The organism is Serratia ficaria, assembly GCF_900187015.1.
GTDB classification, from domain to species: Bacteria; Pseudomonadota; Gammaproteobacteria; order Enterobacterales; family Enterobacteriaceae; genus Serratia; species Serratia ficaria.
On record NZ_LT906479.1, the window covers coordinates 3,307,398 to 3,330,217 of the forward strand.

The window sequence follows — 22,820 nt, forward strand, 5'->3', positions numbered from 1 at the left end:
GGCTAATTATGACAATAAATCCACAGCCACTCGATGCAGTCGAATTCGCCTCGCGCGACGAGATTGAAGCGCTGCAGCTGGCGCGTCTGAAATGGACGCTGCGCCATGCCTATAACAACGTGCCGATGTACCGCCGCAAGTTCGATCGGGCCGGGGTGCACCCGGACGATCTGCGGCAGTTGAGCGACCTGGCGCGTTTCCCCTACACCACCAAGCAGGACCTGCGCGACAACTACCCGTTCGACACCTTCGCGGTGCCGATGGAACAGGTGGTGCGCATCCACGCCTCGTCGGGCACCACCGGCCGGCCGACGGTGGTCGGCTATACCCAGCGCGATATCGATAACTGGGCCGATATCGTCGCCCGCAGCCTGCGCGCCGCCGGCGCCACCGCCAAAGACAAGGTGCATGTCGCCTACGGTTACGGCCTGTTCACCGGCGGGCTCGGCGCGCACTACGGCGCCGAGCGCCTTGGCGCCACGGTGATCCCGATGTCCGGCGGCCAAACCGAAAAGCAGGCGCAGCTGATCCTGGATTTCAAACCCGACGTGATCATGGTGACGCCGTCCTACTGCCTGACGCTGATCGACGAACTGGAGCGCAAAATGGGCGGCGACGCCCGCGGCTGCTCGCTGCGCCTCGGGGTGTTCGGCGCGGAGCCCTGGACCGAAGCGCTGCGGCACGAAATCGAAACCCGCATGGGCATCAAGGCGCTGGATATCTACGGGCTGTCCGAAGTGATGGGCCCGGGCGTGGCGATGGAGTGCGCCGAAAGCGGCGGCGGCCCGACCATTTGGGAAGACCATTTCCTGCCGGAAATCATCTGCCCGGAAACCGGCGCGGCGCTGCCGGACGGCGAACACGGCGAACTGGTGTTCACCACCCTGACCAAGGAAGCGCTGCCGGTGATCCGCTACCGCACCCGCGATCTCACCCGGCTGCTGCCGGGCGACGCCCGCCAGATGCGCCGCATGGGCAAGATCACCGGCCGTTCCGACGACATGCTGATCATCCGCGGCGTCAACGTGTTCCCGTCGCAGCTGGAGGAACAGATCATGCAATTCGAGCAGCTGTCGCCGCACTACCAGCTGCAGGTCAGCCGCAGCGGACACCTCGACACCCTGGCGGTGCGCGTCGAGCTGAAGGAATCGGCGCTCGGCCTCAGCCACCAGCAGCGCTGCGACATCTGCCACCAACTGCGCCACCACATCAAATCGATCGTTGGCGTCAGCACCGACGTCAGCATCGCCAACTGCGGCGACATCCCGCGTTCGGAAGGCAAGGCGCAGCGGGTGGTCGACCTGCGGCCGCGCTGAGGCCCGCGGCGTCACGGATGACGCCGCGGCGAATTATGGTAATGTTAGGGCTCATCGTCGGCTAACCCATGGAAAAATATGGAACATAAACTGGATGCGTTTATCCGCCATGCCGTAGACGCCCAACCGGTCAGCGGCACGTCGCTTATCATCTCGCTGTACGGCGACGCGCTCAGCCACCGCGGCGGCGAGATCTGGCTCGGCAGCCTCAGCGCGCTGCTGGAGGCGCTGGGTTTTGGCGATCGCTTCGTGCGCACCTCGGTGTTCCGCCTGCAAAAAGAGGGCTGGCTGGCGGTGGAGAAAATCGGCCGGCGCAGCTTCTACCGCGTGACCGAACAGGGCATGCGCCAGTTCCGCCATGCCGAGTCGAAAATTTACCTCAGCGAACAACCGGCCTGGGACGGCAAATGGGATTTGCTGTTGCTGGAGCGCGCCGACAAGCACGAACGGGCGCGGCTGAAGAAAGAGCTGGGCTGGCTGGGCTTCGGCCAGATCGCCAACAACCTGATGGCGGCCCCCACCCACGCCCAGACCGACGTCACGGCGCTGCTCGGCGAACTCAACGCCAGCGAGCGGGTGATCTACTTCCGCGCCGACTACCCCTACAACCGCTCCGAACAGACGCTGCAGCAGCTGGTGGCCGACTGTTGGTCGCTGAACGAAGTGGCGGCGGGCTACCACGAGTTTATCGTCTCTTTCCGCCCGCTGATGGCGCTGCTGCGCGAGATCGCCCCCGCGGCGCTGACGCCACAGCGCTGTTTCCAGATTAAGCTATTATTGATTCACTTCTTTCGCCGCGTGGTGTTGAAAGATCCGCTGCTGCCGGATGCGCTGTTGCCCGCCCAATGGGAAGGGCAAATCGCCCGCAACCTGTGCATCAATATCTATCAGCAGGTGGATCGCGCCGCGACCGATTACGTCAGCGCACTGGCGGAAACCACCATCGGCGCCCTGCCCGCCCCCTCGGCGAGCTACTATCGGCGCTTCGGCGGCCTGCCGCGCGACACTTTTTAAGGAGCTTTCGCTATGCCTGTGTATCAGATTGACGGCCTGACCCCGGTGGTCGACCCCAGCAGCTACGTGCACCCAACCGCGGTGCTGATCGGCGACGTGATCGTCGGCAAGCAGGTGTATATCGGCCCGAACGCCAGCCTGCGCGGCGATTTTGGCCGGCTGGTGATCCGCGACGGCGCCAATATCCAGGATAACTGCGTGATGCACGGCTTCCCGCAGCAGGATACGGTGGTGGAGGAAGACGGCCACATCGGCCACGGCGCGATCCTGCACGGCTGCCGCATCCGCCGCAACGCCATGGTCGGCATGAATGCGGTGATTATGGACGGCGCGGAAATCGGCGAGAACACCATCGTCGGCGCCATGGCGTTCGTCAAGGCGGCGGCGGTGATCGCCGCCAACAAACTGGTGGTCGGCAGCCCGGCGCGCGTGCTGCGCGATCTGACCGAACAAGAGCTGGAGTGGAAAGTCGCCGGCACCCGCGAATACCAGGATCTGGTGCAGCGCTGCAAATCCTCGCTGCGCGAAGTCGCCCCCCTGACGGAAATCGAACCTGGCCGCCAGCGCCTGAGCTTTGGCGACCATCTGATCCCGAAAAGCCAGCTGTGATCCCCAGGCTGAAGGTTTCCTTCAGCCCTCCCCCCTATTCCACCTCCGGCACCTTGAGTGGCTGCGGCGCAGGCGCGCGCCGGCTATGGAACAGATAAGCCGCCACCAGCAGCAGGGTGAACGGAATGCCGAACCACAGCGTCATGCGGAAAAACTCGGTGAAGGCGGTCGACACCATCAGCGCCGCCATCAGCAACGCGCCGGCCAGCGTGGTGTACGGGAAGCCCCACATGCGAAACTTCAGGTGCGTCTGACGATGGCGGCGGCGGAAAAACAGGTGGGTGACGAAGATCATCAACCAGGTGAAGCAGGCGCCGTACACCGAAATCGACATCATGGCGGCGAATGAGGTTTTGGGCGCCACCAGGCTCAGCACGATCGACACCAGGATGCCGATGCAAGACATCGCCAGCGCATTGACCGGAATGCCGCGCCGGCTGATCCGCCCCAGCGCCGCCGGCGCCTGCCCGGCGCGCGACAGCGAAAACATCATGCGGGTGGTGATGTACAGCTGGCTGTTCATCGCCGACAGCGCCGCCACCAGCACGATAAAGTTGAAGATGCCGGCGGCGGCGGGCAGATGGATCACGTTCATCGCCATCAGGAACGGGCTCTCGCCGGTGCCGGACTGGCGCCAGGGCACAATCGCCAGCATCAGGCCAATCGACAGCATGTAGAAAATAAACAGGCGCACAATGGTGCCCTTGAATGCCGCCCGAACCGCGATAACCGGATTTTTGGCTTCGCCCGCCGCCACCGCGATCATTTCGATGCTCAGGTAGCTGAAGATCGAAACGATCACCGCGAACCACATGCCTTTGACGCCGAACGGCAGAAAACCGCCCTCAGTCAGATTGCGCAGGCCGAAGGCCGGGTTGGCGGAAAACGACAGAATGCCGATGCCGATAACGATAAACGCCACGATCGCCACCACCTTGACGGTGGACAGCGCGTATTCCACCTGACCGAAGGATTTCACGCCGATCAGGTTGATGGCGATCACCGCCGCCGAGAACAGCAATACCCAGGGCCAGATCGGCGTGGCCGGGAACCAGAACTGCATGTACATGCCGATGGCGGTCACCTCGGTGCCCACCGCCAGCACCACGCAGGACCAGTAGGAGTAGCGCACCAAAAAGCCGAACAGCGGCCCGAGGTAAAACTCGGCGTAGTCGCCGAACGAACCGGGCGTCGGGTGTTCGGAGGTCATTTCCGCCAGGCACCCCATCAGCAACAGCGCGATCGCGCCGCCGATCAGGTAGCTCAACAGGACGCTGGGCCCCGCCATTTGAATGGCGTAGGCGCTGCCGAGAAACAGCCCGGTGCCGATGGCGCCGCCGATCGCCAGCATCGACATTTGCCCGGCGGTGAGGTGTTTATTCAACCCGCCCTGGCGCCGGGCGATATGCTCAAAATCTTTTATCGGTTTCATCACTAAGCCCTACCTTATTCACGCAGTGCGGTTAACGTCCGAAATGGCGGCGGTGGCTGAATTAACAATTTCAAGCACAGGTAAGCCTTAGTTCACTATGGAATTAACTGAAACAACGCCTGAAAAAACAATCAGGCGATGGCGCTGACGGTAATCTCTATTTTCATGCCGGGCACCACCAGCTTTTCGACAATAACGGTGGAACGGTTAGGATACGGATAGTTGAAATATTCAAGATAAATGTCATCGAGCAATTTAACGTCGTTAACGTCGGTCAAATAAATAATGACCTGCAACACGTTATCGGAATGGCTATTTGCCGCCTTTAGCGTCTGAGCCAGATTATCGAACGTCAGGGTTATTTGTTTTTCCGGCGCGCCGGTTTCTATGCTGCCGTCGGCCCTGACCGGCCCGTGGGCGGTAAACAGCATGCCCCCGCCCTGGGTGGCCCAGGAAAAAGGCTGGCCGATGTCGGGCAGCCCGGTATCAATGACCTTGCGCATGCTGAAGTTCCTCATGGTTGCCAAGTTGGCGGATCAACGCGCCGTCGGCGGCGAACAGCGCATCCAGAATGGTGTAATGATTGGCGCCGGGCACCGCGTTCAGGCCGGCCCGCAGCCCGCGCTCCCGCAGCGCGGCGTGATAGTGCCGCGATTGGCCGATCAGCTCCGGCAGCTCCGCCGCGCCGTAGAACAGCGTCATGGGCTTGATGCGTTCGGGGATGTTGCGCGCCGGGCTGAGCGTCAAGATTTGCCGCCCGGTCAACTGCAGCGCCCGGTTGACATAGCAGTTCAACAGCGGCTCCAGCTCGAAGATGCCGCTGATGGGCAAGACCGCGTCGACCGCAGCATGGTGCTGCCACAGGCTGGCCAAATGGCCGCCGGCGGAATGGCCGCACAGGTAAACCGGCCGCCGGGGCCGCGGCGGCAGACGCCGTTGAATAACGTCCAGCGCCGCCCCCAGCTGGCGGCATATATCGTCCAGAGAAGCCACGGGGGCCAGCGCATATTCCACCAGCACCACGTCAAAACCGAGCGCCAACGGCGCCGGCGCAATAAAAGCGAAATCTTCTTTACTGCAAAACTGCCAATAACCGCCGTGAATAAAAATTAACGTCCCCTGCGTATTTCCGGCGGAATAAAACCAGTCGAAAACTTCTCGCGGAGAGTCGCCATAGGGAATGTTTTTATCATGCCGACCATTTCGATAAACCTCTCGGCTGCGCGATTGAAATGAAGCCAGAATTTCACCCTCATTTTCCACCGTCGAACCGTTGTCATAACTCCCCGGCATAAGTTTCATATATTAAACTTCGTTTATTATTTAAGAAGTGAGTTAACTATTAGCAATCACTAAAAATATTGTCAAGACGGCTGCATCAGCAATGCGCGCCCGACAATATAAATCTTGAATTCCGCTCGAAAAGTTCAACCAGCGAAACGTATTGCGCTTATTTAAACCGGCGGCCCGGCCTGAATTTGCGGTAATCGGCTCAGCCGCTGGAAGGCGTAATCCCAAAAGGTGCGCACCTTCAGCGGCATCCGTTGTACATGCTGCGCCACCAGCTGTACCGGCATCGGCAGCGGTTCAAACGCCGGCAGCAGCCGCACCAGCGCGCCGGCGGCCAGATCGTCCGCCACCTGATAAGACAGCAAACGGGCGATGCCTTTGCCGGCGCGCGCGGCCAGCAGCTGAGTTTCCACCTCGTTGAGCAGCAGCCGGGGCGTCAGGCGCACCCGTTCGCCGTTTTCCTGCGGGCCGAAGCGCCATTCGCGCAGCGAAGGCCGCTGGGTGCCGACGATGGTGTCGTGATCCGCCAGCTGCGCCGGCGTCAGAGGTTCACCGCGGCGCGCCAGATAAGCCGGGCTGGCGACCGTGACCCGGCTGACCTGCCCCAGCCGGCGCGCCACCCGCGAAGAGTCCTGCTGGTGACCGATGCGCACCGCCACGTCCAACCCCTCGTCGATCAGCTCGAGGTTGCGATCGTTGAGCACCATTTCAATCTGCATCTGCGGGTAGTCGTCGAGAAACGCCATTACCACCGGCGCCACGTGCATGCGGCCGAACTGCACCGGCGACGTAATGCGCAGCAGGCCGCTGAGCTGGCTATCGGCGGTATCCAGCACCGCCGCGTGATAATCCTGCAGCAGCAGCTGCGCGCGCTCCGCCAACCGCAGCCCGGCTTCGGTCGGCGCCAGACGCCGGGTGGTGCGTTCCACCAGCCGGGCGCCAAAACGCTGCTCCAGCGCGGCGATGGCCCGGGTGACCGCCGGCGCGGAACGCCGCAGCTTGCGCCCGGCGGCGGCCAGGCTGCCGTGCTGGATCACCGCCACAAATATCGCCAGCTCGTCCAATCGGTCCATAGACTGTTCCATAAAGTGAAATTATCAATTTCTACATTGCCGGATTCACGTCACCGAATGCAAGAGTATGCTGTTGGAAAACGAACGAGGAGACACATTATGTCCACCATCAAGCTGTACGGCACGCCACTTTCCGGCCACGCCCACCGCGTGGCGCTGCTGCTGCGCATGCTCGACCTGCCCTATGAATGGGTCGAGGCCGCGGCGGCGATGCGCCAAAGCGCGGCGTTTCGCCGCCTCAATCCGTTCGGCCAGATCCCGGTGCTGCAGGACGGCGAACTGACGCTGGCCGACAGCAACGCCATCCTGGTGTATCTGGTGAAACGCTACGCGCCGGGCAGCCACTGGCTGCCTGAACAGCCGCTGGCGGCGGCGCAGGTGCAGGAATGGCTGTCGAAAGCCGCCGGCGAGGTGCGCTATGGCCCGGCGTCCTGCCGGCTGATCGCGCAGTTCTCCGCGCCGGAGGATTATCAGGCGGCGTTGGCGATCAACGACCGCTTCCTGCCGCAGATGGAGCGGCATCTCGGCGATCGCCAATATCTGGCGACCGAGCGGCCGACCATCGCCGATCTGGCCTGCCACAGCTACCTGGCGGTGGCGGCGGAGGGCGGCGTCTCGCTGGCGCCTTATCCGGCGATCCAGCGCTGGATCGCCCGCATCGCCGCGCTGCCCGGCTTTTTCGCCATGCCGGCGCTGCCAGAACCCGCTGCGAGCTGAAGCCGATGACCGGCCCGGTATTTCACCCCGACGAATTGCGCGCCCAGACGCTGGCCGGTTTCGACCGCGTGGGGAGCGGCATCTACGACGCCATGCCCGAGCAGCACCGGGAGTTCTTCGCCGCGCTGCCCTATCTGTTCGTCGCCACGCTGGACGATAACCGCTGGCCGGTCGCCACGCTGTTCAGCGGGCCGCCGGGGTTTCTGCGCACCCCGGACGACCGGCACCTGCGCATCGGCGCGCCGCGCCGCGGCGACGATCCGGCTCAGGCGATGCTGCTGCCCGGCAAACCGGTCGGCGCGCTGGGGCTGGACTTCAGCAACCGGCGGCGCAATCGGGTCAACGGCGTCATCAGCCGCACCGACAAAAATCGGCTGGAGATCGCGGTGCGGCAAAGCTTCGGCAACTGTCCGCAGTATATTCAGCGTCGTGAGCTGTACCCGGCGGCGGGCGTTGCGCAGCCGATCGAGCATCTCGGCGCGCTGGACGCGGCGGCGCAGGCGCTGATCCGCCAGGCCGACACCTGCTTCGTCGCCAGCGCCGCGCACCTTGAGCTGGCGCAGGGCGGCGTCGACATTTCGCACCGCGGCGGCCGGCCGGGGTTTATCCATCTGGCCGGCGCCAGCTTGTGGATGCCGGATTTTCGCGGCAACCGTTATATGAATACGCTGGGCAACCTGCTGGCCGAGCCGCGCGCCGCGCTGCTGTTTATCGATTTCGAACGCGGCGACGTGCTGCATTTGCAGGGGGAAACGGAGATCCTCTGGCGGCCGGAACGCGGCCCGGGGGTCGAGGGCGCCGAACGCTACTGGCGATTTGATGTCCGCAGCGCATGGCGTTTTAAGGCGGCGTTGCCCTGGCGGGGGCGCAACCGGGAATACTCGCCGGCGACGCTCAGCACCGGCGTATGGCCCGGCTGAAACAACAAGCCCCGCGTCGGCGGGGCCAGATAAAATTTTACGCGCTGTGCTCCGCCACCGCGGCGGCCTGATAAAGCTGGCGAAAATAACTCAGCCGCTCAAAGAACAGGCGGCTTTGCTGCTCCGACATGTTGCCGGCCACCTTGCCGGCGTCAATCTCCCTGCCCTGCCACTCCATCAGCGCGATGCTCGACGCCAGAAAATCCATTTCGCCGCCGCCGTAGGCCGCAAGATGTCTGTCCACTGATTTCATCATTTGCACACTCCTTTTGGTCACCTCGAAAAGGGTCAAATGCCTGCTGATTTCAGTATCGCCCCCCCGCCGGGTGTTTTTTGTACAGAAGGTGCGCATGCGGCAAATGGCTTTCTTGTCGGGCTTGACCCAACGACGCCGCAAAAATTTGCTAGGGTGAAGGGTGTCGTATGGGGCAGACCACCCTGTGTTGAATTCTGCAAAGGAAGATACCGATGAGCACTCACTTTTCCGCCACCCTCAAGGATCCCGCACTGTTCCGCGAGGCCAACTACATCGACGGGCAATGGCTGCCGGTTAAAGACGGCCAGGCGATCGAAATCCGCAATCCCGCCAGCGGCGAACCGGTCGGCCAGGTGCCGGCCTTCGGCGCCGAAGAAACCGCCCGGGCGATCGCCGCCGCCAGAAAGGCCCAACCCGCCTGGCGCGCGCTGACCGCCAAAGAGCGCGCCGGCAAGCTGCGCAAGCTGTTTGAACTGATGATGGAAAATCAGGACGATTTAGCGCGCATCATGACCGCAGAACAGGGCAAACCGCTGGCGGAAAGCCGCGGAGAGATAGCCTATGCGGCGTCCTTTATCGAATGGTTCGCCGAAGAAGGCAAACGGGTGTACGGCGACACCATCCCGCAAAACCAGCCGGGCCGACGCATCATCGTGCAAAAAGAGCCGATCGGCGTGTTCGCCGCCATTACCCCGTGGAACTTCCCGGCGGCGATGATCACCCGCAAGGCCGGCCCCGGTTGGGCGGCCGGCTGTACCGGGGTGATCCGTCCCGCCAGCCAGACGCCGTTTTCGGCGTTGGCGATTGCCGTGCTGGCCGAGCGCGCCGGGCTGCCCGCCGGCGTGTGCAACGTGATCACCGGCCCCAGCAAGGCCATCGGCGGCGAGCTGACCGCCAACCCCGACGTGCGCAAGCTGTCTTTCACCGGCAGCACCGAGGTGGGCGCGCAGCTGCTGGCGCAGTGCGCGCCGACCATCAAAAAGACCAGCATGGAGCTGGGCGGCAATGCGCCCTTTATCGTGTTCGACGACGCCGATCTGGATGCCGCGGTCGCGGGGGCGGTGGCGTCAAAATACCGCAATGCCGGCCAGACCTGCGTCTGCACCAACCGTTTCCTGGTGCAGGACGGCGTGTATGACGCCTTCGCCGCCAGGCTGAAAACTGCTGTGGAACGGCTGAAGGTCGGCAACGGCATGGACGACGGCGTCACCATCGGCCCGTTGATCAATCGGGAGGCGGTGGAGAAAGTCAGCGAGCATATCGCCGACGCCGTCAAACACGGCGCCTCGGTGCTGCTGGGCGGCAAACCGCACGCGCTGGGCCATAACTTCTATGCCCCGACCATCCTGACCGGGGTACCGCGCGAGGCCAAAATCTTCCGCGAGGAAACCTTTGGCCCGGTCGCCCCGTTGATCCGTTTCACTCATGAAGACGAAGCCATCGAACTGGCCAACGACACGCCGTTCGGCCTGGCCGCTTATTTTTACAGCCGCGATATCGGCCGGGTAATGCGCGTGGCCGAAGCGCTGGAATACGGCATCGTCGGCATTAACGAAGGGTTGATATCCACCGAGGTGGCGCCGTTCGGCGGCATGAAAAACTCGGGGTTGGGGCGTGAAGGGTCGAAATACGGCATCGAGGACTATCTCGAGATCAAATACCTGTGTCTCGGCGGCCTGAGCGACTAACAGGACACTACGATGGAGTTCTCCCCCGCGGCTCCGCATCCTCTCGGTTGGAACGTCGCCGATCCCTTCGGCAACCGGCGGCGCTTCGCGAGCGAGCGTAACGCCACAAGCCCTGCCGGCAACGCCGGCAGGGCTCGATGCTATCCCTGATACTGCGCGTCGCTGACCTTTTCCATCCAGGTCACCGGGCTGCCGTTCAGCGACTCGGCGATGGCGATATGGGTCATGGCGGTGTCGGGCGTCGCCCCGTGCCAGTGCTTCACCCCTTCCGGGATCCAGACGATATCGCCCGGGTTCATTTCCTGAACCGCTTCGCCCCACACCTGGATCCAGCCGCGCCCCTGGGTGACGATCAGCGTCTGGCCGAGCGGATGGGTATGCCAGGCGGTGCGGGCGCCGGGTTCGAAGGTGACGGTGGCGCCGCCTACCCGGGCCGGTTCGGTGCCGGCGAAGGGCGCGTCGATGCGCACCTGGCCGGTAAAGTAGTTCTCCGGGCCGCGTTGGGAAGGCAAGGAACCGCTGCGTTGAATCTTCATTTTTTTCCTCCGCGTCGGCACGGGTTGCCGGCGCTGACAGTGACAAGATAATGGGATGCGCTGACGAAAAGATACCGCCGACAGCCGATGGGCGCTAGCCAGCAAAATACGCAAGGAGCTATGAGTAAAACTCATGAATCAGCGGATGTGCCCCTCCGCGCCAGGGTATAGAATACCGAGATGAATTTTCGCCAGCCTGCGGGAGCCGGGATGTTAAAAGAGAACTTCAGCGACTTGATTTCTTTTCTGGTGGTGGCCAGAGAGCGCAGCTTCACCAGGGCGGCGGCAAAGCTCGGCGTTTCGCAATCGGCGCTCAGCCACGCCATCAGGGGGCTGGAAGAGAGGCTGGAACTGCGGTTATTGACCCGCACCACCCGCAGCGTGGCCCCCACCGAGGCCGGAGAGCGGCTGGTGAACAACATCGGCCCGCACTTTGCGCAAATTGAGAGCGAGCTCGACGCCCTGAGCGAAATGCGCGATCGCCCCGCCGGCAATATCCGCCTCACCGCCGGGGAACATGCCGTTGATTCGGTGTTGTGGCCGGTGCTGCGATCGTTTCTCGCCGACTATCCGGATATCAACGTGGAAATCACCGTCGACAACAGCCTGACGGATATCGTCGCCGGTCGCTTCGACGCCGGCATTCGTCTGGGCGAGCAGGTGGCGAAGGACATGGTCGCCGTGCGCATCGGGCCGGAAATGCGCATGGTACCCATCGCGTCGCCGGCTTACTTTGCACAATTCGGCGTGCCCAACGGCCCGCAGGATCTGCAGAATCATCGCTGCATCAATATGCGCTTGCCCACCATGGGCGGGCTCTATGCCTGGGAGTTCGAACGCGACGGCCGCGAAATCAAGGTGCGGGTCGACGGCCAGCTGACCTTCAACAGCCTGCGCCAGAGGATCGACGCCGCGCTGTTTGGCCTCGGCATCGCCTTTGTGCCGGAAGACACCGTGACGCAAGAGCTGGCGAGCGGCCGCCTGCGCAAGGTGCTCGAGGCGTGGTGTCCGGCGTTCCCCGGCTACTACCTCTATTATCCCAGCCGCAGGCAGCACACCACCGCCTTCGCGCTGTTGGTCGACGCGCTGCGCTACCGGGCTTAACGCCCTTTTACTGCGCTATCCGCCCCGGCACCGTCACCAGCGCCTGATTGGCCCTGCGCGCTTCGGCGCTGAAACGCGCCTCCAAGGCAAACGCGCCTCGGGGCGGTTGACAACGGAATAACCTATACTCGATGCAGGATGCGTTTCTCTTCCCGTTTAGCGTCATGTACAAGGAGCAACAGATGGCTATTCACGATCCGCGATGGGTTACCCTTTCATCACCCGTGGGCTTCGCCCATGCCTGAAAAACTTCACCGAGGCGAGCGCGGAGCCGCGCCGGCGGGGGGATGGTTTTGGCAAGGAAATATCTGGGAATTGACACTCGCCGACGGCATCGGGATACTCTCGCCCCGGTGCACCCGGCGCAGCGGCAAACGTTGTCCACCATGACGGCCGCTGGGAGGCGTCGGGGTGCGGCCAGGGTGAACGCGCCACCCTGTCTTCAGGCTTTGAATAAGGCAAAGCACCATTAGGCTAATGCGCGGGACGGTATTCACGTCACCCTATTTAGCGAGAAACCGCGTGTTTTTCTGGATTTAGCTTAATCTCTAAATCGGGGACTTTTCATTTTTGGTAAGGGTATTGCTATGCAAAATAAAGCGTCATTATCGCCGCTGCTCATCCTGACGGCGCTATTTGCCGCCCTGAGCGGGCTCTATCTGCTCGGGGGCGGCATCTGGCTGGCCAAGCTGGGCGGTTCGCTGTATTACATCATCGCCGGCCTGGTACTGCTGCTGACCTCATGGCTGCTGTTCCGCCGCCGCGCGACCGCGCTGCTGCTGTACGCGGTATTCCTGCTCGGCACCACCGCCTGGGCGCTGTGGGAAGTGGGCCCGGACTTCTGGGCGTTGACGCCGCGTCTGGACGTCACCTTCTTCTTCGGCCTGTGGCTGGTGCTGCCGTTTATTTACCGTCGCCTGATTGCCAACGGCAAACTGGCCTATGGCGCGCTGAGCGCCGCGCTGGTGATCACGGTCGTCGCCCTGGCCTATTCGGTGTTTAACGATCCGCAAGAGATCAACGGCACCCTGGACGCGGCGCAGGTACAGCCCACCGACGCGACGGCCGCCGACTGGCCGGCCTATGGCCGCACCCAGGAAGGCACCCGTTACTCGCCGCTGAGCCAGATTAACGACAAAAACGTCGGCCAGCTGCAGGAAGCCTGGCGCTTCCAGACCGGCGATCTGAAGACCGCCAACGATCCGGGCGAAATCACCAACGAAGTCACCCCGATCAAGATCCGCGATACGCTCTACCTCTGCACCCCGCACCAAAAGCTGTTCGCTCTGGACGCGGCGACCGGTAAGCAGAAATGGCTGTTCGACCCGCAGCTGAAGTTCGATCCGACCTTCCAGCACATCACCTGTCGCGGCGTGTCTTACCATGAAACCGCCGCCGCCGCGGACGCTGCCGCCGGCGCCGCTCCGGCGCTGTGCGCGCGTCGCATCATCCTGCCGGTCAACGACGGCCGCCTGTTCGCACTGGATGCCGACAGCGGCAAACGCTGCCCGGACTTCGCCAACAACGGCGAACTGAACCTGCAGAGCAACATGCCGTACGCGACGCCGGGGCACTATGAACCGACTTCGCCGCCGGTGATCACCGACAAAGTGATCGTCATCGCCGGCGCGGTGACCGACAACTATTCGAATCGCGAACCTTCCGGCGTGATCCGCGGTTTCGACGTCAACAGCGGCAAGCTGCTGTGGGCATTCGATCCGGGCGCCAAGGATCCGAACGCCATTCCGGCGGACGAGCATCACTTTACCCCGAACTCGCCGAACTCATGGGCGCCATCCGCCTATGACGCCAAGCTGGACATCGTCTACCTGCCGATGGGGGTCACCACGCCGGATATCTGGGGCGGCGACCGTACGCCGGAAATGGAGCGTTACGCCAGCGGCCTGTTGGCGCTGAACGCCACCACCGGCAAGCTGGTTTGGTTCTACCAGACGGTGCACCACGATCTGTGGGATATGGACGTACCGGCGCAGCCAACGCTGGCGGACATCACCGACAAGAGCGGCAACAAAGTGCCGGTGATCTACGTGCCGACCAAAACCGGCAACATCTTCGTGCTGAACCGCACCAACGGCGAGCTGGTGGTGCCGGCGCCGGAGAAACCGGTGCCGCAGGGCCCGGCCAAGGGCGATCGCCTGTCGCCAACCCAGCCGTTCTCCGAGCTGACCTTCCGTCCCGAGAAGAAACTGACCGGCGCGGACATGTGGGGCGCCACCATCTACGACCAGCTGGTCTGCCGGGTGATGTTCCACAGCCTGCGTTACGAAGGCACCTTCACCCCGCCTTCCGAGCAGGGTACGCTGGTATTCCCGGGTAACCTCGGCATGTTCGAATGGGGCGGCCTGTCCGTCGACACCGACCGCCAGATCGCCATCGCCAACCCGATAGCGCTGCCGTTCGTTTCCAAACTGATCCCACGCGGCCCGGGCAACCCGATTGAGCCGCCAGAGGGCGACAAAGGCGGCAGCGGTAGCGAATCCGGCGTGCAGCCGCAGTACGGCGTGCCGTTCGGCGTGACCCTGAACCCGTTCCTGTCGCCGTTTGGCCTGCCGTGCAAACAGCCGGCCTGGGGTTACATTTCCGCCGTTGACCTGAAAACCAACGACATCGTGTGGAAAAAACGCATCGGCACCGTACGCGACAGCTCGCCGTTGCCGCTGCCGTTCAAAATGGGCATGCCGATGCTGGGCGGGCCGGTTTCTACCGCCGGCAACGTCTTCTTCATCGGCGCCACCGCAGACAACTACCTGCGCGCCTTCAGCGTAACCAACGGCGAGAAGCTGTGGGAAGCGCGGCTGCCGGCCGGCGGCCAGGCGACGCCGATGACCTATGAGGCCAACGGCAAGCAATACGTGGTGATTTCCGCCGGCGGTCACGGTTCGTTCGGCACCACGCTGGGCGACTATATCGTGGCCTACGCGCTGCCTGACGCGAAATAACCGCTGCAGTAATGCGACCCAGAGCACGCCGCCCGGCGTGCTCTTTTTTTATCCCCGCCCGGCAATAAAATATCACGCCATTGTTGATAATGATTATCATTTGCAATATTATGTCTGCGTTGGCCCCGGCAGTGGCCGACAATCATTCTCCACATCACAGGCAGTAAACAGTCGGCCGCCTTCGGGCGGCCTTATTCGGAGGCACATGGTCAGGCATATCCCCCAGCGGCAAGACAAGGCTCGGCACACATCGCCAATGCATCGCCCCATCCGCGACGGCGGCGAACGGGAGAAATCCGCATGATCCCGCAGCCCTTTACCGCCATGCTGATGTTCGCCTATGTGCTGCTGATGGTGCCGGTGCTGTATGCGATAGACAGCCGTCTGGGCGCCAGCCGGCTGGTGCGCAAAGCGGTGCAAAACGTGGTGATCATCGTGCTGACGCTGCTGTTTTTCGGCGCTATGACGCTAGGGTATTGAAAGGCCCCTGCGGCGCGCCCTCCTCTTTCAACACCGTCACCTTGCCGCTCAGGGTGAACGCGGAGAGCAGCGTAAACAGCAAGGCGACGCAGCCCAGGATCAGATAGGACGTCTTGAAGCCGTAACTGATGTACATCAGGCCCGCCGCATAGGACATGCCGATGGCCGACAGCTGCTTGAAGAAGCAAAATCCCCACAGGTAAATCGACGCCGAGAGGTTGACGTTAAACTGCGTGGTGATGTATTTGAACACCCCCACCAGCAGGAACGGCACCTCGAACATATGCAGGGTTTTCAATACGATCACCGCCGCCACCGACTCCGCCATCGACGAACCGATAATCCGCACCGACATGATGATCCCGGCGATCAACAGCGCGTTCTTGCCGCCGATGCGGTTAATGATCAACGGCGCGAAGAACATGATGAAGGCGTTGAGGAACTCGCCCAGGGTGGTCACATAGCCGAAGGCCTGGGTTCCGGCGTGGCGATCGCTGAAGAATGAGGTGAAAAAGTTGGCGAACTGCTGGTCAAACACGTCATACACGCAGGCGACGCCGACGATGTACATCACCAGGCACCAGAACTTGCGCATCTTGAGCAGGTTCAACGCCGCCTTGAGTTTGGGCGGCTGGTGGTTCAACGCCAGCCCCTGCGCCACCGTCAGGGTGTTGTTTTGCTCCGGTTTGAACAGCAACAGCAGCCCGGCCAGCACCAGCGCAAAGCTGGAGGCCAGCCAGAAAGCAAATTGGTTGTTGATGGTAAACATGTAACCGACGATCGAAGCGCACACCGCCCAGCCGATGCAGCCAAACAGCCGCGCCCGGCCATATTCGAAGCGGCTGCGCCGACTGACCTTTTCGACGTAGGCTTCGATCGCCGGCGACCCGCCGCTGCACACCGCCCCGAGATAAATACCGCACAGCAGCGCGCCCAGGCCAAAGTTGCTGCGCAGCAGCGGTGAAAACACGTAAATAAACAGCGGCGCCAGGAACAGCAGCAGGAAAATGATCATCCACAGCAGGTGCTTCTTCAGGCCGAACCTGTCGGTGACAAAGCCGAAGATCGGCTGAAAAATCAGCGCGAACAGCGCCATGCTGGCGAACACCAGCCCGGTTTGCCGCTGGTCGAGCTGGTTGACGTCATGCAGCCAGATCGGGAAAAACGGCAGCACCGCGCCGAGGATGAAAAAATAGAAAAAACAGAAGGCACCGAAGATCCAGAAATTCTTGTTTTTCAAATAAAACATGGCTCACCATCCCATTTTTGACGGCGCAGGAGGCCCTGCGCCTTGTGCGTTATCGAGGCGGTAAATGCGTTCGGTTAACCTTTAGTGGTAGGCGGGCAGCCAGCTGCCGTGCGCTTCGATCAGTTCGTCGCACAGGCTGCGAATGTCGTCGATCGACAGCTCGGCCGAGGTATGCGGATCCAGCAGCGCGGCGTGATAGACGGCCTCTCGCTTGCGCGTCACCGCCGCCTCGATGGTCAACAGCTGGGTATTGATGTTGGTGCGGTTCAGCGCCGCCAACTGTTCCGGCAGGCGCCCGACGTGGCAGGGCGTAATCCCCTGCCCGTCCACCAGGCACGGCACTTCGACGCAGGCCTCCGCCGGCAGGTTGGCGATCAGGCCGGCGTTGAGCACGTTGCCGCCAATCTTGTACGGCCGGTCGGTTTCTATCGCCTCGATGATATAAGAGGCATATTCGTGGGTGCGGCTGTGGCTCAGGGTGGCGTCATGGGTCAACGCCAGTTTCTGCTGCTGCCAGCGGTCGATCTGCTCGATACAGCGACGCGGGTATTCGTCCAGCGGGATATTGAAGCGCTCGATCAGTTCCGGGTAGTGGCGCTTGATCCAGTACGGCATGTATTCGGCGTTGTGCTCGGATGATTCGGTAACGTAATAACCGAAGGTTTTCATGATCTCATGGCGCACCATATCGTCGTGCTTGCCCTGCAGGGCGTTGGCGCGGCGTTTGATCTCCGGATACAGATCTTCCCCGTGGCGGCGAATATCCAGCAGCCAGGCCATGTGGTTAATGCCGGCGATATGGAACTGCACGTCGTCGGTGGGCATGTCCACGCTTTTCAACAGGGTTTCTGCGCACACCTGCACGCTGTGGCACAGGCCGACGGTTTTCACCCCGGTATGGCGCAGCATCGCGCCGGTCAGCGCCGCCATCGGATTGGTGTAGTTCAACAGCCAGGCGTCGGGGCAAACCTCTTCGATATCGCGAGCGAAATCGAACAGCACCGGGATGGTGCGCAACGCGCGGAAGATGCCGCCGATCCCCAGTGTGTCGGCGATGGTCTGCTGCAGGCCGTACTTTTTGGCAATCTTAAAGTCGGTGATGGTGCAGGGATCGTAACCCCCAACCTGAATGGCGTTCACCACATAGTGGGCGTTTTTCAGCGCCGCACGGCGATTTTCCACCCCGAGGTAGCGCCCGATACGCGCCCTGCCGGCGTTGATGTTGCGGTTGATATTGCTCAACATGGCGAAGGATTCATCCAGCCGGGCGCTGTCGATGTCATACAGCGCAATCTCCACCTCTTTCAACGCCGGGGTCGCCATGATGTCGCCGAGCACGTTCTTGGCGAAAATGGTGCTGCCTGCGCCCATAAATGTCACTTTAATCATCGTCTGTCTCCGCTGCTGCTGTTTTCGATGGCTTGAAACTACCCGGCGGCGGTGACCCGGTATAGGGATAAATGTGACCTGATTATGGCGAAAAATGACGCCGGTCAAAAACTGTGAGCTGAGTCTGAGTCTGCCGAGCGCGCCGTTCGCCGGCGGCGGCTACACTGTCAACGAGAACAAAAAGTGTGGAGACTGCCTGATGCACAAGAGTTTTACCCTGAGCCACACCGATAACATCGAACTGAACCTGTATCAGTACGGCGAGGAAAATTGCGCGAAAGGACACAGCTTCGGCCCCGCCGTGCGGCGGCACTATCTATTTCATTATGTGATAAGCGGCCACGGCGTTCTGCACAGCGAATTCGGCGCGTTTCCGGTTGCCGCCGGCGAAGGTTTCCTGATCTATCCGCAGGATGTCACCACCTATTGCGCCGACCCGCGGGATCCCTGGCACTACATGTGGCTGGAGGTGGACGGGCTGATCGCCGGCAAGATGTTCGAAGAGTGCCGCCTGAGCCGCCGCGCCCCGGTTTACCGCCCCGCAGAGTACGGCGATGAGCCCGATACCCTGCGCTATCTGCGGCAAATCATCGCGCAGGGCGAGCGCCACCGCTTGACGGCAATCGGCCTGTGCTACCTGTTTTTCTCCGCGCTGGTGACCAGCACGCCGCAGGGCGCCGCCGAGCGGCAGAGCGACCGCGCGCAGCACCTGCGCAAGGCGGTGAAATACCTTGAAAACCGCTACCATGAGCCGCTGACCGTCGCAGGCCTGGCCGCCTACTGCAATCTCAACCGCAGCCACCTGTGTCGGCTGTTCAAACAGGAGTTCGGCGTCGGGCCCAAGGAGTATCTGCTGAAACTGCGCATGAACATCGCCGTCAGCCTGCTGTGCAACAGCCAGACGGCGATCAAAGTGGTCGGCATTTCGGTGGGTTATGAAAACCAGCTGCACTTCTCCAAGGCCTTCAAGCAGGTGTATGGCCTGTCGCCCGCCAAATGGCGGCTGCAGAATCAGCCGGCCTGAGGGTCAGCCGCCGGGCCGCTCTTGCGCGGCCGCCCTTTTAACCCGCGGATATTTCTGCAGCCAGCGGCCGCTGACCATGCGCCAATAGAACAGCGCGCCGCGCACCGCCCAGTCGAAGAACATGCCGAGCCACACCCCCACCACGCCCATGCCCAGCACGATGCCCAGCGTATAGCCGGCCACCACCCGGCAACCCCACATGCCCAGCATCGACACCCACATGGCGAAACGGGCGTCGCGCGCGCCCTTCAACCCGGCGGGCAGTACCCAGGAGGCGGCCCAGATCGGCATAAAGGCGGCGTTGAGCCAAATCAGCACCTTCACCACCTCTTTCACGTCATCCTGTTGGGTATAAAAGGCGGCGAACACCCCGGCCAGCGGCGCGGTGCCCCAGGCAATGGCCGTCAGCCCGAGGGTCGACAGCCAAAAGATGTGGCGCAGCTGGCGTTCCGCCTGGCCGATCTGCCCTTTGCCCAGCCGCCGGCCCACGATGATGGTCGACGCCGATCCCAGCGCATTGCCCGGCAGGTTGATCAGCGAAGCGATGGAGAAGGCGATAAAATTGCCGGCGATGACGTTGGTGCCCATCCCGGCGACAAACATCTGGGTCAGCAGTTTACCGCCGTTGAACAATACCGATTCGATGCTGGCGGGTATGCCGATCCCCAGCACCTCCCACAGGATATTCAGCTTCAGCGGGGTAAAATAGCTTTTCAGCGTGATGTGCAGCGCCGGATTAAACCCGATCATCAGCACGTAAATAATCGCGGCGGCGCCGATATAGCGCGAAATGGTCAGCCCCAGCCCGGCGCCGACAAAGCCCAACCCGTCCCAGCCCAGCATGCCGTAAATCAGTATGCTGCTGATGATGATATTGAGAATGTTCATGCCGCCGTTGATCAGCAGCGGAATTTTGGTGTTGCCCGCCCCGCGCAGCGCGCCGCTGCCGATCAGCGCAATCGCCGCCGCCGGGTAGCTCCACACCGTGGTTTGCAGGTAAGACAGCGCCAACGCCTTGACCTGCGGCGTGGCCGCCCCGGCGATGACGTCGATAATCCGCTCGCCCGCCAGGTGAATGCCCGCCGCCAACAGCAGCGAGACCAGGGTCATCAGCACCAGCGACTGGCGCGCCGCCGCCCGCGCCCTTTTGCGATCCCGCTTGCCCAGGCTGAAGGCCACCACCACGGTGGTGCCCAGATCCACCGCGGCGAAGAAGGCGATGATCACCATATTGAAGCTGTCCGCCAGCCCGACGCCGGCCATGGCTTCCTTGCCGATCCAACTGACCAGGAAGGTGCTCAGCACCCCCATCAGCAGAACGCAGGCGTTCTCCATAAAGATCGGCACCGCCAGCGGCGTGATTTCGCGCCAGAACAGCACCCGGTAGCTCTTGCGTTTGGCGTACCAGGGCGTGTTTTCCACGCGCTGGCGCAGTGCGGCATATAAATTCAAGATGGGCTCGCGGGATAAAAGTGAAACTTCATTTCAAATGATGAGTGACAAACCGTTACCCTGCAAAGAATTTTTTAGCCGATTCACGCGCGGCAGCAAAAATCGGGGCGATGGCACGTGGGCGAGCGGAAAAGCCCGGCAGCAACGGTTGGCCGCTTAGCGCCGGGCGCCGCTGACCTTGGTCGCCCGGGCGGGGTTGCCGGCGACGAATTCGAGGGTGGGCGAGTAGTAGAACGGCAGCCAGGCGTTATAGCCGCTTTCCCACTCCCATTTGACCGGGCAGGGCCACAGCATGTCTTCATGCAGGATGTAATAGATCCACCGCCCGTGCGGACGGCGCGGTTTAAGCGTTTTCATAAACAGTGTCTGAGCGGCCTGGTGCGTTGCGATAGGGTTCACCGCCGCATTTTACCGCGATTCGCCGCGGGGGGACAGCCCGCTTTGCCGGCCCAGACCGGCCGGCATGAGGATAACGGCGTTAGTTTACCGGCAGCGCCAGCACCCGATCGGTGCTCATGATTTCGGCGAACACGTCGGCGACGCCGGCCAACGCGGCGCGCTGCAGGTCCGCATGGCTCACCACCTGATGGTCCCAGGTCGCCAGACTGCGGGTGGCGGTGGCGTCCGCCGGAATAATCACCTGATACCCCAGCGGCACCGCATCGCGCGCCGTCGAGGAAACGCACATGTGAGTCATCAAGCCGCTGACGATCAGCTGCCTGACGCCCGCCTGTTTTAACTGCCGATCCAGATCGGTGCCGACAAACGAGCTGGGCGTCGCTTTGGTAATCACCTTATCCCCGGCGGCGGGCTGCAGGTCCGGATGGAACGCGGCGAACTGGCTGCCTTCGGCGAACAGCGGGCCGTTGGCCGGGCCAAGATGGCGCACGAAGAATACCGGCATATGATGCCGATGGGCGAACGCCACCAGCCGCTGGGTATGCTTTAACGCCTTGAGGCCGTCGGGGATCGGCATCTTGCCGATAAAGTATTCATTCTGGAAATCAATCACCAGCAACGCCGTGGCGTTGGCCGGCAGGCTTTGAGTGGCCTGGGCGCCGCTCAGGGTGCGGATGGTCGGCGCCGTTTGCGCGTCGGCGGCGAAGCCGAGGCCGGAGGCCGCCATCGACAGCGTCAACGCACCGCAGGCAATCAGTTTTTTCATTTTCGGTTATCCTTGTGAGGTAAGAAAAACCGCGGACAATCCGCCGCGGGGACAGGATCAATTTTGCGGGTTGCGGCGCGGCGGCAACAGATACTCCAGTCACCAAAAACGATACCATCGGGCCAAATTTTCGCGGACGGTGCATCATCAGAAGGAAGCAACATGTCACCCCTCAACGTGGCTATCGTGGTCTTTAACGACATCATCCCGTTTCATCTTTCGGTACCCTGCGCGGTGTTCGAAAAGGCGCTGGACGCCAAGGGCGAGGCCGCCTACCGGCTGATGATTTGCGCCACCGAACCCGGGCCGCTGCGCACCAACGCCGGCTTTTCCATTATCGCGGAACAGAGTTTGGCGGCATTGGCGCAGGCCGACATGGTGATCGTGCCCAGTTGGAGCACCCCGGACATCCCGCCGCCGCCGGCGCTGACCGACGCCCTGCTCGCCGCCCACGCGCGCGGGGCGCAAATTGTCGGCCTGTGCATGGGCGCCTTTGTGCTGGCCGCCGCCGGCCTGCTCGATGGCCGGCCGGCGACCACCCACTGGCACTGGATGGCGGATTTTCTGCAGCGTTATCCGCGGGTGTCGGTAGACAAAAACGTGCTGTACGTGGACGACGGCGATATCGTCACCTCGGCGGGCACCGCCGCCAGCATCGATTGCTGCCTGCATCTGGTGCGCCGCCACTGCGGTGCGGAGACGGCCAACGCGGTGGCCAGACAATTGGTGGTGCCGCCGCATCGTCAGGGCGGCCAGGCGCAGTTTATCGAACAGCCGGTGTATAACACCGCCGGTGGCGATCGGTTCATGCAAACGCTGAATTGGGCAACGGAAAACCTGCGGCAGCCGCTGACGCTGGACGCGCTGGCGGCCAGGGCCTGCATGAGCCGCCGCAGCTTCACCCGGCGCTTTCAGCAAACCACCGGCACCACCTTCATGCAGTGGCTGCTCAACCAACGGTTGGCGATGGCGCAGCGTTTTTTGGAGAAAACCGATCAGCCCGTCGAGCGTATCGCGCAGGCCGCCGGCTTCGCCACCGCGCTGTCGATGCGCCGCCATTTTCAACGACAGTTCAAGACGTCGCCTTCGCTGTACCGCAAGGAGTTTCGGTTAACCGAGGCACCGGCCGGAACAGGGTGAAATGGC

General features: G+C 62.4%; 22 protein-coding genes. 11 read left to right on the plus strand and 11 right to left on the minus strand.

What is annotated here, in order from left to right:
• Positions 1-8 precede the first annotated feature (8 nt).
• The 3 genes from paaK (at position 9) to paaY (ending at position 2,939) form a co-directional block, all read left to right on the plus strand.
• Entirely contained in the window at positions 9-1,316 is a 1,308-nt protein-coding gene (gene paaK / locus CKW09_RS15675; protein WP_095098189.1) for a phenylacetate--CoA ligase PaaK, read from the plus strand.
• Positions 1,317-1,394: 78 nt separating this feature from the next.
• Positions 1,395-2,330, plus strand: coding sequence for a phenylacetic acid degradation operon negative regulatory protein PaaX (gene paaX, locus CKW09_RS15680; protein ID WP_095098192.1), 936 nt, complete (start codon positions 1,395-1,397; stop codon positions 2,328-2,330).
• Positions 2,331-2,342: 12 nt separating this feature from the next.
• Positions 2,343-2,939, plus strand: a complete 597-nt coding sequence (gene paaY, locus CKW09_RS15685) for a phenylacetic acid degradation protein PaaY (RefSeq protein WP_061797394.1) — start codon at positions 2,343-2,345, stop codon at positions 2,937-2,939.
• A 34-nt stretch (positions 2,940-2,973) separates the two neighbouring features.
• On the opposite strand, the gene CKW09_RS15690 is transcribed toward paaY, so the two are convergent.
• The 4 genes from CKW09_RS15690 to CKW09_RS15705 all read right to left on the minus strand — a co-directional run bounded on the left by CKW09_RS15690 (position 2,974) and on the right by CKW09_RS15705 (position 6,734).
• The gene (locus tag CKW09_RS15690; protein ID WP_061797395.1) at positions 2,974-4,371 is read right to left on the minus strand and encodes an amino acid permease; all 1,398 of its coding nucleotides are present in this window, start codon (positions 4,369-4,371) and stop codon (positions 2,974-2,976) included.
• Positions 4,372-4,502: 131 nt separating this feature from the next.
• A complete protein-coding gene (locus CKW09_RS15695; RefSeq protein WP_095098195.1) occupies positions 4,503-4,874 on the minus strand; it encodes a RidA family protein in 372 nt (123 codons plus the stop codon).
• Positions 4,858-5,673, minus strand: coding sequence for an alpha/beta hydrolase (locus CKW09_RS15700; protein ID WP_061797397.1), 816 nt, complete (start codon positions 5,671-5,673; stop codon positions 4,858-4,860). Before CKW09_RS15700 ends, CKW09_RS15695 begins: the two co-directional genes overlap by 17 nt.
• A gap of 152 nt (positions 5,674-5,825) precedes the next feature.
• A complete protein-coding gene (locus CKW09_RS15705) occupies positions 5,826-6,734 on the minus strand; it encodes a LysR family transcriptional regulator (protein ID WP_061797398.1) in 909 nt (302 codons plus the stop codon).
• A gap of 99 nt (positions 6,735-6,833) precedes the next feature.
• Between CKW09_RS15705 and CKW09_RS15710 the strand changes: the two genes are divergently transcribed.
• Entirely contained in the window at positions 6,834-7,451 is a 618-nt protein-coding gene (locus CKW09_RS15710) for a glutathione S-transferase (RefSeq protein WP_061797400.1), read from the plus strand.
• Between the two features lie 5 nt (positions 7,452-7,456).
• The gene (locus CKW09_RS15715; protein ID WP_095098198.1) at positions 7,457-8,371 is read left to right on the plus strand and encodes a pyridoxamine 5'-phosphate oxidase family protein; all 915 of its coding nucleotides are present in this window, start codon (positions 7,457-7,459) and stop codon (positions 8,369-8,371) included.
• A 37-nt stretch (positions 8,372-8,408) separates the two neighbouring features.
• Here CKW09_RS15715 and CKW09_RS15720 read toward each other — a convergent pair whose 3' ends face one another.
• Positions 8,409-8,627 carry a glycogen synthesis protein gene (locus tag CKW09_RS15720; protein ID WP_061797402.1) on the minus strand — a complete coding sequence of 73 codons (219 nt, stop codon included), beginning with the start codon at positions 8,625-8,627 and terminating at the stop codon, positions 8,409-8,411.
• Between the two features lie 212 nt (positions 8,628-8,839).
• Here CKW09_RS15720 and gabD point away from each other — a divergent pair, with 212 nt between their 5' ends.
• A complete protein-coding gene (gene gabD / locus CKW09_RS15725; protein WP_061797403.1) occupies positions 8,840-10,315 on the plus strand; it encodes an NADP-dependent succinate-semialdehyde dehydrogenase in 1,476 nt (491 codons plus the stop codon).
• Positions 10,316-10,455: 140 nt separating this feature from the next.
• On the opposite strand, the gene CKW09_RS15730 is transcribed toward gabD, so the two are convergent.
• A complete protein-coding gene (locus CKW09_RS15730) occupies positions 10,456-10,851 on the minus strand; it encodes a (R)-mandelonitrile lyase (RefSeq protein WP_061797404.1) in 396 nt (131 codons plus the stop codon).
• Between the two features lie 210 nt (positions 10,852-11,061).
• Here CKW09_RS15730 and CKW09_RS15735 point away from each other — a divergent pair, with 210 nt between their 5' ends.
• The 3 genes from CKW09_RS15735 (at position 11,062) to CKW09_RS15745 (ending at position 15,395) form a co-directional block, all read left to right on the plus strand.
• Positions 11,062-11,955 (plus strand): LysR family transcriptional regulator, encoded by an 894-nt coding sequence (locus CKW09_RS15735; protein WP_061797406.1) that lies wholly within the window; start codon positions 11,062-11,064, stop codon positions 11,953-11,955.
• Positions 11,956-12,542: 587 nt separating this feature from the next.
• The gene (locus CKW09_RS15740) at positions 12,543-14,915 is read left to right on the plus strand and encodes a glucose/quinate/shikimate family membrane-bound PQQ-dependent dehydrogenase (protein ID WP_095098201.1); all 2,373 of its coding nucleotides are present in this window, start codon (positions 12,543-12,545) and stop codon (positions 14,913-14,915) included.
• A gap of 300 nt (positions 14,916-15,215) precedes the next feature.
• Positions 15,216-15,395 carry a hypothetical protein gene (locus CKW09_RS15745; protein WP_061797409.1) on the plus strand — a complete coding sequence of 60 codons (180 nt, stop codon included), beginning with the start codon at positions 15,216-15,218 and terminating at the stop codon, positions 15,393-15,395.
• On the opposite strand, the gene CKW09_RS15750 is transcribed toward CKW09_RS15745, so the two are convergent.
• Both CKW09_RS15750 and melA read right to left on the minus strand, forming a co-directional pair.
• Complete coding sequence (locus CKW09_RS15750; protein WP_095098204.1) at positions 15,376-16,644, minus strand: MFS transporter; 1,269 nt, start codon at positions 16,642-16,644, stop codon at positions 15,376-15,378. The genes CKW09_RS15745 and CKW09_RS15750 overlap by 20 nt on opposite strands.
• Positions 16,645-16,725: 81 nt before the next feature.
• The gene (gene melA / locus CKW09_RS15755; protein WP_061797412.1) at positions 16,726-18,033 is read right to left on the minus strand and encodes an alpha-glucosidase/alpha-galactosidase; all 1,308 of its coding nucleotides are present in this window, start codon (positions 18,031-18,033) and stop codon (positions 16,726-16,728) included.
• Between the two features lie 199 nt (positions 18,034-18,232).
• Between melA and CKW09_RS15760 the strand changes: the two genes are divergently transcribed.
• Positions 18,233-19,057, plus strand: coding sequence for an AraC family transcriptional regulator (locus tag CKW09_RS15760; protein WP_095100191.1), 825 nt, complete (start codon positions 18,233-18,235; stop codon positions 19,055-19,057).
• 3 nt (positions 19,058-19,060) lie between these two features.
• Here CKW09_RS15760 and CKW09_RS15765 read toward each other — a convergent pair whose 3' ends face one another.
• The 3 genes from CKW09_RS15765 to CKW09_RS15775 all read right to left on the minus strand — a co-directional run bounded on the left by CKW09_RS15765 (position 19,061) and on the right by CKW09_RS15775 (position 21,674).
• On the minus strand, positions 19,061-20,509 hold the full coding sequence (locus CKW09_RS15765) for an EmmdR/YeeO family multidrug/toxin efflux MATE transporter (protein WP_061797414.1): 1,449 nt from the start codon (positions 20,507-20,509) through the stop codon (positions 19,061-19,063).
• Between the two features lie 156 nt (positions 20,510-20,665).
• Complete coding sequence (locus tag CKW09_RS15770; RefSeq protein WP_061797416.1) at positions 20,666-20,866, minus strand: hypothetical protein; 201 nt, start codon at positions 20,864-20,866, stop codon at positions 20,666-20,668.
• Positions 20,867-20,987: 121 nt separating this feature from the next.
• Positions 20,988-21,674: a cysteine hydrolase family protein gene (locus CKW09_RS15775; protein WP_061797418.1), complete on the minus strand. Its 687-nt coding sequence runs from the start codon at positions 21,672-21,674 to the stop codon at positions 20,988-20,990.
• Positions 21,675-21,836: 162 nt separating this feature from the next.
• Between CKW09_RS15775 and CKW09_RS15780 the strand changes: the two genes are divergently transcribed.
• Complete coding sequence (locus tag CKW09_RS15780; protein WP_061797420.1) at positions 21,837-22,814, plus strand: GlxA family transcriptional regulator; 978 nt, start codon at positions 21,837-21,839, stop codon at positions 22,812-22,814.
• Positions 22,815-22,820: the final 6 nt, after the last annotated feature.

What these genes read in the sequence shown, in the direction of transcription:
- paaK (WP_095098189.1), top strand. Translation starts at nt 9, where the DNA reads ATGACAATAAATCCACAGCCACTCGATGCAGTCGAATTCGCCTCGCGC.
- paaX (WP_095098192.1), top strand. Translation starts at nt 1,395, where the DNA reads ATGGAACATAAACTGGATGCGTTTATCCGCCATGCCGTAGACGCCCAA.
- paaY (WP_061797394.1), top strand. Translation starts at nt 2,343, where the DNA reads ATGCCTGTGTATCAGATTGACGGCCTGACCCCGGTGGTCGACCCCAGC.
- CKW09_RS15690 (WP_061797395.1), bottom strand. Translation starts at nt 4,371, where the DNA reads ATGAAACCGATAAAAGATTTTGAGCATATCGCCCGGCGCCAGGGCGGG.
- CKW09_RS15695 (WP_095098195.1), bottom strand. Translation starts at nt 4,874, where the DNA reads ATGCGCAAGGTCATTGATACCGGGCTGCCCGACATCGGCCAGCCTTTT.
- CKW09_RS15700 (WP_061797397.1), bottom strand. Translation starts at nt 5,673, where the DNA reads ATGAAACTTATGCCGGGGAGTTATGACAACGGTTCGACGGTGGAAAAT.
- CKW09_RS15705 (WP_061797398.1), bottom strand. Translation starts at nt 6,734, where the DNA reads ATGGACCGATTGGACGAGCTGGCGATATTTGTGGCGGTGATCCAGCAC.
- CKW09_RS15710 (WP_061797400.1), top strand. Translation starts at nt 6,834, where the DNA reads ATGTCCACCATCAAGCTGTACGGCACGCCACTTTCCGGCCACGCCCAC.
- CKW09_RS15715 (WP_095098198.1), top strand. Translation starts at nt 7,457, where the DNA reads ATGACCGGCCCGGTATTTCACCCCGACGAATTGCGCGCCCAGACGCTG.
- CKW09_RS15720 (WP_061797402.1), bottom strand. Translation starts at nt 8,627, where the DNA reads ATGATGAAATCAGTGGACAGACATCTTGCGGCCTACGGCGGCGGCGAA.
- gabD (WP_061797403.1), top strand. Translation starts at nt 8,840, where the DNA reads ATGAGCACTCACTTTTCCGCCACCCTCAAGGATCCCGCACTGTTCCGC.
- CKW09_RS15730 (WP_061797404.1), bottom strand. Translation starts at nt 10,851, where the DNA reads ATGAAGATTCAACGCAGCGGTTCCTTGCCTTCCCAACGCGGCCCGGAG.
- CKW09_RS15735 (WP_061797406.1), top strand. Translation starts at nt 11,062, where the DNA reads ATGTTAAAAGAGAACTTCAGCGACTTGATTTCTTTTCTGGTGGTGGCC.
- CKW09_RS15740 (WP_095098201.1), top strand. Translation starts at nt 12,543, where the DNA reads ATGCAAAATAAAGCGTCATTATCGCCGCTGCTCATCCTGACGGCGCTA.
- CKW09_RS15745 (WP_061797409.1), top strand. Translation starts at nt 15,216, where the DNA reads ATGATCCCGCAGCCCTTTACCGCCATGCTGATGTTCGCCTATGTGCTG.
- CKW09_RS15750 (WP_095098204.1), bottom strand. Translation starts at nt 16,644, where the DNA reads ATGTTTTATTTGAAAAACAAGAATTTCTGGATCTTCGGTGCCTTCTGT.
- melA (WP_061797412.1), bottom strand. Translation starts at nt 18,033, where the DNA reads ATGATTAAAGTGACATTTATGGGCGCAGGCAGCACCATTTTCGCCAAG.
- CKW09_RS15760 (WP_095100191.1), top strand. Translation starts at nt 18,233, where the DNA reads ATGCACAAGAGTTTTACCCTGAGCCACACCGATAACATCGAACTGAAC.
- CKW09_RS15770 (WP_061797416.1), bottom strand. Translation starts at nt 20,866, where the DNA reads ATGAAAACGCTTAAACCGCGCCGTCCGCACGGGCGGTGGATCTATTAC.
- CKW09_RS15775 (WP_061797418.1), bottom strand. Translation starts at nt 21,674, where the DNA reads ATGAAAAAACTGATTGCCTGCGGTGCGTTGACGCTGTCGATGGCGGCC.
- CKW09_RS15780 (WP_061797420.1), top strand. Translation starts at nt 21,837, where the DNA reads ATGTCACCCCTCAACGTGGCTATCGTGGTCTTTAACGACATCATCCCG.